The organism is Nocardia arseniciresistens, from assembly GCF_046764875.1.
GTDB lineage: Bacteria > Actinomycetota > Actinomycetes > Mycobacteriales > Mycobacteriaceae > Nocardia > Nocardia arseniciresistens.
In genome coordinates this window covers 546,952-555,931 of sequence record NZ_JBKORD010000002.1, presented here as the reverse complement: position 1 = coordinate 555,931, position 8,980 = coordinate 546,952, and the positions used below count along the sequence as shown (strand labels likewise).

10 protein-coding genes are annotated in these 8,980 nt (G+C 66.2%); 3 read left to right on the top strand and 7 right to left on the bottom strand.

All coding sequences use genetic code 11. The features are described 5' to 3' along the window. Window positions 1–748, top strand: a 748-nt coding sequence (locus ACLMAJ_RS06145; protein WP_412012490.1) for an HNH endonuclease signature motif containing protein, incomplete at its 5' end; no start/stop codon positions are given. 342 nt (window positions 749–1,090) lie between these two features. Here ACLMAJ_RS06145 and ACLMAJ_RS06140 read toward each other — a convergent pair. Next, window positions 1,091–1,678: a helix-turn-helix domain-containing protein gene (locus tag ACLMAJ_RS06140; RefSeq protein ID WP_412012489.1), complete on the bottom strand. Its 588-nt coding sequence runs from the start codon at window positions 1,676–1,678 to the stop codon at window positions 1,091–1,093. A gap of 80 nt (window positions 1,679–1,758) precedes the next feature. Here ACLMAJ_RS06140 and ACLMAJ_RS06135 point away from each other — a divergent pair, with 80 nt between their 5' ends. Beyond that, a complete protein-coding gene (locus tag ACLMAJ_RS06135) occupies window positions 1,759–2,790 on the top strand; it encodes an NAD(P)/FAD-dependent oxidoreductase (protein WP_412012488.1) in 1,032 nt (343 codons plus the stop codon). Window positions 2,791–2,872: 82 nt separating this feature from the next. On the opposite strand, the gene ACLMAJ_RS06130 is transcribed toward ACLMAJ_RS06135, so the two are convergent. The 3 genes from ACLMAJ_RS06130 to ACLMAJ_RS06120 form a co-directional block, all read right to left on the bottom strand. After that, window positions 2,873–3,550: a respiratory nitrate reductase subunit gamma gene (locus ACLMAJ_RS06130; RefSeq protein ID WP_412012527.1), complete on the bottom strand. Its 678-nt coding sequence runs from the start codon at window positions 3,548–3,550 to the stop codon at window positions 2,873–2,875. Window positions 3,551–3,758: 208 nt separating this feature from the next. Next, a complete protein-coding gene (locus ACLMAJ_RS06125) occupies window positions 3,759–4,361 on the bottom strand; it encodes a phosphoribosylanthranilate isomerase (protein WP_412012487.1) in 603 nt (200 codons plus the stop codon). Window positions 4,362–4,455: 94 nt separating this feature from the next. After that, window positions 4,456–4,950, bottom strand: coding sequence for a MarR family winged helix-turn-helix transcriptional regulator (locus tag ACLMAJ_RS06120; RefSeq protein WP_412012486.1), 495 nt, complete (start codon window positions 4,948–4,950; stop codon window positions 4,456–4,458). A 90-nt stretch (window positions 4,951–5,040) separates the two neighbouring features. Between ACLMAJ_RS06120 and ACLMAJ_RS06115 the strand changes: the two genes are divergently transcribed. Then, complete coding sequence (locus tag ACLMAJ_RS06115; RefSeq protein ID WP_412012485.1) at window positions 5,041–5,682, top strand: NAD(P)-dependent oxidoreductase; 642 nt, start codon at window positions 5,041–5,043, stop codon at window positions 5,680–5,682. Window positions 5,683–5,694: 12 nt separating this feature from the next. On the opposite strand, the gene ACLMAJ_RS06110 is transcribed toward ACLMAJ_RS06115, so the two are convergent. From ACLMAJ_RS06110 to ACLMAJ_RS06100, 3 genes are all read right to left on the bottom strand, one after another. Then, window positions 5,695–6,582 carry an amidohydrolase family protein gene (locus ACLMAJ_RS06110; protein ID WP_412012484.1) on the bottom strand — a complete coding sequence of 296 codons (888 nt, stop codon included), beginning with the start codon at window positions 6,580–6,582 and terminating at the stop codon, window positions 5,695–5,697. After that, window positions 6,582–7,616: a nucleoside hydrolase gene (locus ACLMAJ_RS06105; protein ID WP_412012526.1), complete on the bottom strand. Its 1,035-nt coding sequence runs from the start codon at window positions 7,614–7,616 to the stop codon at window positions 6,582–6,584. The genes ACLMAJ_RS06110 and ACLMAJ_RS06105 overlap by 1 nt, the downstream gene beginning before the upstream one ends. Before the next feature lie 61 nt (window positions 7,617–7,677). Beyond that, on the bottom strand, window positions 7,678–8,886 hold the full coding sequence (locus ACLMAJ_RS06100; protein ID WP_412012483.1) for an FAD-dependent monooxygenase: 1,209 nt from the start codon (window positions 8,884–8,886) through the stop codon (window positions 7,678–7,680). Window positions 8,887–8,980 lie beyond the last annotated feature (94 nt).

Here is an 8,980-nt window from a genome sequence, read left to right as displayed (position 1 = left end):
CGAAGACACCACACCCGCACAAAGTGAGGGCGAACCCGATCCCGAGGCCGTCGACCGTGACGACCGCAGCAGCAGCCAACGCCAACACGACGCCCTGAAAACCATAGCGCGGGCGATACTCGCCTCCGGAAACCTCGGCCAACACCGAGGACTTCCCGTCTCAGTAGTAGTGACCACCACACTGCAAGACCTCGAAAACGCTGTCGGACACACCGATCCCGCGCACGGTCCGAGTGAAGTTTTCGTTTCCGGGCCACCGGTAGTCACCGGTGGTGGCAGCCTGCTACCGATGCATGACCTGATCCGGATGGCCGCCCACGCCTACCACTACCTCGCTGTCTTCGACGAAAGTAACGGAAGACCGCTGTATCTGGGGCGAACCAAACGCATCGCGACCGCTGACCAACGCATCATCTTGCATGCCCGCGATATCGGCTGCACCCACCCCGGCTGCTCGAAACCCGGATACCTATGCCAAACCCACCACCGTCAGGAATGGGCCCACGGCGGTTCCACCGATGCTGATCAACTCACCTTCGCCTGCGAACCCCACCACCGCCTCGTCGGTAGCGGGGAAATGCAGTGGGCCACCACCCCGGCACCGGCAGGCCATTCGACACCCGGACGCACGCAATGGATCCCACCAAAAACCACCGACTCCCGGCAAAGACCTCGGATCAACCATTACCATCATCCGAACGAATACCTTGCACCACAACCCAATCCACCCCGCCGAGAATCCGGATAGCGGACCGGGAGGTGTGGTCCGCTTGCCGATCAACCGACGATTGCCGTCTTCGCCAGCGACTGGGTGCAGTCCCTGGCCGTCGCCGCGGGCCACGCTGAGACTGGCACCGTTCTTGGCGTTCCGACGACCGAGTACGGCGAGTCCATGGGCAATACCAACGTGTGTGATGCCATCGGCACCACACTCGTTCAACGCCGTGGAGGAAGGCCTCCGTTCAACAGCGGGGCATCCAGGCCACAGAGTTCATCGCGCACGGATCTTCACTTCTGGTGGCGGGGGATGTCTTCACTGCCGGTGTGACCGCAGGGGAATCGACCGTCCGCGTGCCTGATTGCGCAGGAACTAGTCTGTTGCCTTCGGGCTGGCGCGAAGGTGCGCGCGTTCGCCTTGCTTGCCGAAAAGGCTTAGGAACTCGACTGGTTCGGAGTCGGCGGCGCCGAACCAGTGCGGTACGCGGGTGTCGAACTCGGCCGCTTCGCCGGGGGTGAGCACCACATCGTGTTCGCCGAGGACTAGGCGCAGCCGCCCATTGAGGACGTAGAGCCATTCGTAGCCCTCGTGGGTCTTCGGGTCGGGTTCGCTGCGGCCGCTGTGCGCGGGGATTACGAGCTTGTATGCCTGGATGCCGCCTGCGCGGCGCGTCAGGGGGAGCATTGTCATGCCGTGGCGGTTGACGGGGCGCAGGTGGATGCGAGGGTCGCCGGTGGGTGGTGCGTCGACTAGTTCGTCGAGAGTGACGCCGTGTGCTCTGGCCAGGGGAAGTAGCAGTTCGAGGGTTGGTCGTCGGGTGCCGGACTCCAGCCTGGACAGGGTGCTTACCGAGATTCCGGTTGCTGCCGACAGGTCGGCCAGCGTGGTTTCGCGTTGGCGACGTAGCGCGCGTAGCCGGGGTCCGACTGCGTCGAGCGTGTGGTCGAGGTCGTCGTCCATACCCAACAGCTTGCCATATCGGCAAAATAATTTGCCGGATTGGCGTGTGGTCTCGCAGGGTGGTTCGAGAGGAGGTGGTCATGGTGACCGATCAACTGAGGGACGACTACGACGTGGTGGTGGTCGGCGGTGGCGCTGCGGGATTGAGCGGAGCGCTGATGCTGGCTCGGGCACGGCGATCGGTGGTGGCGATCGATGCGGGGGCACCGCGCAACGCACCTGCCGCAGGCGTGCACGGACTGCTGGCGCGTGAGGGAACTCCGCCGGGCGAATTGCTCGAGCGTGGTCGGACCGAGGTTCGCGGCTACGGCGGTCAGGTGGTCACGGGGGAGGTTGTCGCGGCGGTTCGGGAGGCTGATGGGTTCACTGTCGCGCTGAGCGACGGCAGGTCCGTGCGTGCTCGTCGGTTGCTGGTGACCACGGGGTTGGTCGATGAGCTTCCCGACGTGGGTGGACTTCGGGAGCGGTGGGGCCGGGATGTGATCCATTGCCCGTACTGCCACGGATGGGAGGTTCGCGACCAACCCATCGGCGTGCTGGCCACTGGGCCGATGTCGGTGCACCAGGCGTTGCTGTTTCGTCAGTGGAGCACCGATGTCACGTTCTTCTCCCACACCATGCCCTCGCCGACCGGCGCGGAGGCCGAGCAACTGGCGGCGCGCGGCATCAGGGTGGTGGACGGTGAAGTCGCAGCCCTCGAGGTCGTCGAGGACCGGCTGGTGGGACTGCGGCTGAGTGACGGCACGGTGGTCCTCAGGGCAGCGGTGGCGGTTCAATCGCGGATGGTGGCGCGGGGGGCTGTGCTCGCGTCGCTCGGACTTCAGCCCGCGCAACATCCGTCGGGAGCCGGTGAATACATCCCGGCCGACCCGACCGGCCGCGTCGAAGTGCCCGGGGTGTGGCTCGCGGGCAACGTCACCGACCTTGTTGCCCAAGTCGGTGCCGCCGCGGCGGCGGGCGCGGGCGCGGCGGCCCAGATCAATGCCGACCTGATTGCCGAGGAGACCGGTCAGGCGGTCGCCGCCTTCAGGGCGCGGCAGGACCCGTTCTCGGCCGAATCGGAAACGCGTGTCTCGGAACTGGTGATGGGCGATCGCCGCCACGGCTTATAGGTCGGCTCCCGCACCCCGGTGAGGTCCGCCGCTGGCGGGTGCTGACCTGCTCAGTGGTCGTGCGCTGCTGCGCACGGAAAGATCAGTGGTCCTGCGCTGTTCGCGTGCGGAAGGGGCGTCGGAGTTCGAGGCGGATTCTCATGCCGAGGCGGATGATCGGGCCCGCGAAGAGGCCCGCGAGACGGGTGTAGGGCCAGATTGCGATGAGTAGCATCAGGATCAGCCCGCGGGCCTGGTAGATCGAGGGAGCGTCGTACATGGCTTCGGGCCGGGGATGGAACGTGAACAATGATCGGGACCAGGCGAAGAGCGACTCAGCGGTTCGGTATCCGTTGTCGGAGGAGTTCGGGTCGAACCTGATCATCACGCCGGAGAGCAGGGCCGCGACCAAGACCGGGAGCGTGATGCGATCCAGCGAGGTGGTCGCGTGCTGTGCCGGGCTTGCGATCAAGTCGGGGACGAACAGCAACACCGCGCCGATCGTCGCCACGACTCCTGCGATGACCTCGACGATGAGGATGGCGAAATAGATGGCGCCATCGGGGCGGTTGTGTGCTCCCGAGGTGATCATGTCGGTGATTCGGGCGGCGACCACGATCGCGAAACCGGCGGGAAACGCCGTCGAGCCCAGGAGTTGCGCGCGATCCATATCCTGGTGCGCGATGTAGGAGTGGAATCGGTCGCGCCGGAATCGCCATAGGTGGCCTACGCCGAACGAGAGAAATGCGCTGTAAGGCAAGATAATCCACAGCAGCGACATCACCGTCGAGTTCGCCTTCTTCCGCTTCGTGCCCGACCGGCCCCCACTTTCGCAGAAGCGCGGACTGCAGACAAGGGGCGAAAGGCCCCTTACGGCGAGTCGCTCGCGTGGCGATTCGATCGGCGGTGAGTCGCGAATGGCGTTCGGTCACAGCAGCATCCGAGGAGGCGTGAGCGGTAGCGCTCGCCTGCAGCGGCGTCGACCGCGGTTATTCGTGTGCTGCCTCGAGGAAGGCGCGAATCAAGTCCTGGGACTTCACGCCGCGCTCGCTCTCGACTCCGCTGGAGACGTCGACGCCCCATGCGCTGGTCGCTTCGGCGGCCCGACGGACGTTGCCGGGGTGCAGGCCGCCCGCGAGGAGCCAGCGGCCGGCGGGCGCCGTGAACTTCGGTGATGCCCAGTTCCACGGTTTCCCGGAGCCTGGATCCGGGGCGTCGAGGAGTAGTAGGTCCTCACCCAACTCTCCGCATCGGGTGGGGACCTCCGTGGCGGCGGTGGCGCGGATCAGCGTGCGGCCCTGAGCGCGCAGCGCGTCGTAATACTCGGGGCCCTCGTCGCCATGCAGTTGGACCGCGCGGATGCCGCTCTCGCGTGTCAACCGCTGGACCTCGTCGGCGGACTGACCGCGGAAGACCCCGACGGTCAGGACTTGCGCCGGCACGCGTTGGGTCAAACGGCGGGCGGTCGCGGCGTCTATTCGGCGCGGACTTGCCGCGAAGACGAAGCCGATCGCGTCGGCTCCAGCGGCGACGGCGGTATCCACGTCTTGCTCGGTGCGCAAGCCGCAGATCTTGACGAAGAGATCGCTCATGGCTCTGAGTGAACCAAACCCCGCGCAGCGCCCGGCCGCGTGGTCGATGGCACGTTCGGCCGCCTGGGTCCGGTCGACGGTGTCCATGGTCGAATCACGCTGTATCGCCCAAGGATTCGAGCAGCGTACGCAGGGTTTCGGTGAGTATGTCGCGCTGCGCGCCGGAAAGGGGTGCCAGCAACCGTCGCTCGGTCGCGACGTGGTCGGGCAGCGCCGCGTCGATCAGTTCGCGACCGGATTCGGTGAGCGTCACCAGGATGCCGCGGCCGTCGTGTTCGCTGCGAGCGCGGCTGATCAGGCCGCGTTCCTCCAGGCGGTCGAGGCGTTGGGTGATGGCGCCCGAGGTGACCATGGCCGAGCGCATGAGCTCGGTGGGGGTCAGGCAATGCGGTGGATCGTTGCGGCGAAGGGTGGCGAGCACATCGAACGAGGCGGCGTCGAGGCCATGTGCGGCAAACGTTTTGCGCAGTTCGGCGCTGACGAGTTGGGACAGTCTTGTGAGTCTTCCGAAGACGGCCATCGGAGAGACGTCCAGGTCGGGCCGCTGCGCCTGCCACTGCACGAGCACCTGTTCGACATGATCGGTCACTGGCGCAGTCTAGCGAATATCTCACCGCTAAGCTATATTTCTTAGCGCTAAGCAATTGCAGCGGGCGGTGGCCCGGAGGAGGCAGGAATCATGCGCATCACAGTGTTCGGAGCGGCGGGCGAGGTGGGCAGCAGAGTGGTCGCCGAGGCGCTACGACGCGGTCACGAGGTCGTCGCGGTGGTCCGCGATCGGGCGCGCGCGGCCGCGGTGCCTGGTGGTGCGCAGCTGCGCACCGGCGATGCTTCGGAACCGGCCGACGTCGTGAGGCTCACCGCCGAAACGGATGTGGTGATCACCGCGACCCGGCCTGCGCCGGGCCGTGAGCACGAACTGCCCGAGCTCACGGCGGTGCTGCTGGCCGGATCGGCGGTGACCGGCGCGCGACTGCTTGTCGTCGGGGGCGCGTCCACTCTGACCGTGCCAGGCGCCGACGGCGCGACGCTGCACGAGATCCCGGAATTTCCTCCCGAACTACGGCCGATCGCGCGGGCGTGCGCGGACCAGCTGGCGATCTGCCGTTCCTATCCCGGCGTGGACTGGACCTACGTGAGCCCACCCGCCGAGCTGGTGCCGGGGGAGCGGACCGGCACCTACCAGCTGGGCGCCGACGAACTGCTCGCAGGCGCCGACGGCAATTCGACGATCTCCATGGAGGATTTCGCCGTCGCCCTGCTCGATGAAGCCGAGCGACCCGCGCACTCCAGGACCAGGTTCACCGTCGCCGCCTGCTGAGGACCGCGACGGTCATGTGATCGTGAAGAGCCGGGCGGCATTTCGATAGCAGACCTGTTTCAACCAGGTGTCGCCGAGATCGAGACGCTCCAGCGCGTAGATCGAATGACCATAGGAGTAAGGGATATTCGGGAAGTCGCTGCCGAAAAGTATGCGGTCACCGAAGTCGTGCAGCCTGCCGTGCTCGTTTGCGGGGAAGGGCGCGTCGGCCTCGCTGAAATCGGTCCACACCATCGTGGTGTCGAGGTGGACTCCAGGGTAATCCTTGACCAGATCCAGGAATTCGGAGTATTCCGGAGTGCCCATGTGAGCGATGATCAGTCGCAGTTGTGGGAAGCGTTGCAGCAGTGCCGCAATTGGTTCCGGGCCGGTGTATTGCCCCGGCGCCGGACCGGAACCGCAATGGATCACGACGGGGATCCGGGCGTCCTCGATCAACCCCCAGACCGGATCGAGCAGTGCATCGCCGGGATGGAAGCCGCCGACCTGAACATGCACCTTGAACACTCGCGCGCCGCGCTCGATGGCCGCCTCGACGTAGCTCGCGGCGTGGGGTTCGGGGTAGAACGTCGCGGTGTGCAGGCAGTCCGGTGTGCGTTCGGCGAAGTCGGCGGTCCATTCGTTGAGCCAGGCCGCCATATCGGGCTTGTGTGGGTACACCAGCGCGGTGAACGCGCGAACGCCGAAGCCGCGCAACGTCTTCAGTCGGACTTGTTCGTCGTCGCGGTAGGCGATCGGCCAGGCTTTGCCGGTCAGCGGACCCGCGGAATCGAAGTACGCCCACACCTTGCGCATCACCTGGTCCGGCATGAAATGCGTGTGCACGTCGATGATTCCGGGTAGGGCGAGCCGGGCGCGGAAGTCGGCGAGATAGGAATGGTCGTCGTGGTCGCCGATCATCACGCGTCCTCGAGTGTCGTTGGCGGGTAGACGGCTCTGGCGTAATCGCCGACCCTGGTGATCATTTGCTCGAAGAAGGCCGCCGGATCGGTGCCGATTACGATGTCGGCGTTGGGTTCCCGGCCCCACATCCCTGCCCAGTCGGCCACTGTGGTCGCTCTGGTCATGGTGCCTGCCAATTCGACATCGACGGTCGCGGGGCGGGTGCGGGCCAGCGCGGGGTCGATGGCGACCGCCGCCGCGAACGGGTCGTGCATGTGTGCCAGGTAGCCCTGGTCGTAGTGGCGGTGGAAGTCGAAATAGAAGCGCACCGCGTCGGTCAGGTACCGCACGATGGGGTTGTTCGCCGCGGACCGAGCCGCCACCGAATCGGTCTCCGAAACGATCTCGACCGGCAGGCTGCCCGCCCGTTCGGCCAGCCGCGCGAGATGTTCGGGATACATCTCGATGGTCTCGGTGATGTCGAGCGCGCACACGATCGGTCGACGGTCCGGTGGCGCGGCGGAGAAGGCGTCGAAAACCTCCTTGGCCGCCTCCGGATCGACGTGCACGTTCCATTCGTTGGTCGGGGTCGTATTGCCGGGATGGTTGAACGCACCGCCCATGATCACCAGTCGCCGCAACAGCCGGGGCAGTTCTGGCTCGAGCCGCAGGGCGAGCGCCAAGTTGGTCAGTGGACCGGTGCACAGGCCGACGACCTGCCCGGGGCGCTCGCGGACCAGCTCGACCCACATCTGAGCCGCCGAACGGCCGGAAACACGGCGACCGGATTGCGGTAGCTCCGCGTAGCCGACGCCCTGCGGTCCATGCGTGTCCTCGGTGGTGCGCAGTGCGATCGCCAGTGGTTCGGCTGCGCCGAGCGCGACTTCGATGTCGGGCGCTGCGCACACATCCAGCCATGCGAGGTTGTTCGCCGCCACCTGGGAGGCGGGAACGTTGCCCGCGGTGGCGGCGATGCCGATGATGTCGGCCTCCGGGGAGGCGAGCAGATAGAGCAGCGCGAGGGAATCATCGATCCCGGTATCGACGTCCATGATTATCTGTTGCCGCACACTGCGAGCGTAGCGAGCGGTCTCGGTCTGTCCGGCCCGAGGTTCAGTACGTCGGCAGCTCGTAGTCGTCGGTGTCGGTCATCATCCGCATCATCACCGGCTTGAACAATCGTGAGGTCATCAGCTTGACGCCGGCGCGGGCCATCTTGCTGCCGAGGCGCGAGGTGGGCAGCATCATCTTGATGCCGCCGCCCGGCAGCTCCTTGGCCTTGGCGAGGAACGGCGTGACGATGGCTTCGTAGCGGGTCAGCGCAGCGGTGAGATCGTCTGGGGTCGATGCGATTTCGCCCGCGAGCACATAGGCGCCGACGATGGCCATCGCGGTACCCATGCCAGTCATCGGGGAGCCGCAGAAGCCCGCGTCACCCAGTAGTGTGACCCGTCCTGCCGCGAGGGTCGGCATGTCGACGCGCGCCAGCTCGTCGAAATAGAAGTCCGGCGTCGTCGCCATCGCGGACAACACGGCCGGGGCCACCCAGCCCGCCTCGGCGAGCATGTCCCGGATGAGCCGCTGCTGCGCGCCGACATCGCGACGCAGCGCCGGGTCGGCGTCGGTGCGCAGCGTGATGATCGCCTTCGAGGTGGCGGGCTCGGCGTCGGGCCGGATTCCGACCGCGGCGCGTGGGACGGAGTGCATCTTGAACCAGCCGGGCTCGGATCCGGTGGGCGTCGGCATGGTGAAGAAGGACATGTAGCCGCCGAGGTAGGTCGCGAACTGCTCTTCTGGGCCGAATGCCAGTCGGCGGGTCGCCGAGTGCACTCCGTCGGCGCCGATCACGAGGTCGAAGCGGTCGGTGCCGCCCGAGGCGAAGGTGACCTCGACACCTGTGTCGTTCTGATCCAGGCCCTCGATCCATTCCCCGTAGCGGTAGTCGAGGTCGCCTCCCACGGTGGCGAGCTCGGTCAGTAACACTTCGTTCAGATCGCCTCGGGTGATCTCGATTTCGGCGATCGGGCCCTTGCCGTCGAACATTTCGGACGGCATCCTGGCGAATTCCTGGCCGTTGCTATCGACATAGGCCATGCCGCGCTCGTCGAGCTGGTACCTGCGGATGCCCGGCATCAGGCCCATCCGCTCGGCTACCTCGCGGCTGGGTCCACGCAGGTCGACCGCCTGGCCGCCGGGCCGCGGCTCGGCCGCCCGCTCCACGACCGTGGTGCGAATGCCCGCCCGCAGTAACTGCAACGCCACCGCGTTGCCTGCGATGCCGCCGCCGCTGACAAGTACGTGGAGTGTGTTGGTGGTGCTCATGATGATTCCCCTCGAAAGACATTCGTATAAGACGTATGTCTAACACGTTGTTGGCACGTGTGTCTAGTACAAATGTCTAATACGTTGTACGGTG